Annotated in this window: 1 protein-coding gene; it reads right to left on the bottom strand. The window is 72.1% G+C overall.

The genetic code is table 11. The features are described from left to right. Positions 1–738: acyltransferase domain-containing protein (locus tag ACP4IX_RS36335; RefSeq protein WP_426558940.1), on the bottom strand; the 738-nt coding region annotated here is incomplete at both ends.

Here is a 738-nt window from a genome sequence, read left to right as displayed (position 1 = left end):
AGCGCCTGCATCAACCGCCCACGCGCCGCCACCAGCACACACGCATCATCCAACGACAGCACCCCCGCCACATGCGCGGCAGCGATCTCACCGATCGAGTGCCCGGACACGAAGTCCGGCCTCACACCCCAGCTCTCCAGCAGCCGGAACAGCGCCACCTCCAGCGCGAACAGGGCCGGCTGCGTGTAAGCCGTCCGGTCGAGAAGAGCCGCGTCGTCCCCGAACAGCACGTCCCTCAAGGGCACATCGAGGTGGGCGTCCATCCGGGCGCAGACCGCGTCCAAGGCGTCCGCGAAGGCCGGGTACGCGTCGTACAGCTCCCGGCCCATCGCGAGCCGCTGGCTGCCCTGCCCCGTAAACAGGAACGCCAGCGCGCCGTCAGCGGCGGTCCGCTGGTGGAGCGCGGGCACGTCCTCCCCCGCGGCCATGGCCGTCAGCGCCTTCAGGAACTCCTCCCGCTCGCCCGCCACGACCGCCGCACGCCGCTCCAGAGCGGCCCGCGACGTGGCCAGGGTGCAGGCTACGTCGACCGGCTCCAGCAGAGGGTCGGCTGCGATGCGTGCCCGGAGTCTGTCGGCCTGGAGGCTCAGCGCCGCCGCGTTCTTCGCCGACAGCACCCACGGCACGACGGCGGGCCGGCTCGACGCGGCAGTGACGGTCATGTCGTCCGGGGCCTGCTCCACGATGGTGTGGGCGTTGGTGCCGCTGATGCCGAAGGACGAGATGCCGGCCCGACGC

Source organism: Streptomyces sp. WG5 (assembly GCF_049974565.1).
Lineage (GTDB): Bacteria > Actinomycetota > Actinomycetes > Streptomycetales > Streptomycetaceae > Streptomyces.
This window is presented reverse-complemented; position numbering and strand designations above follow the sequence as displayed.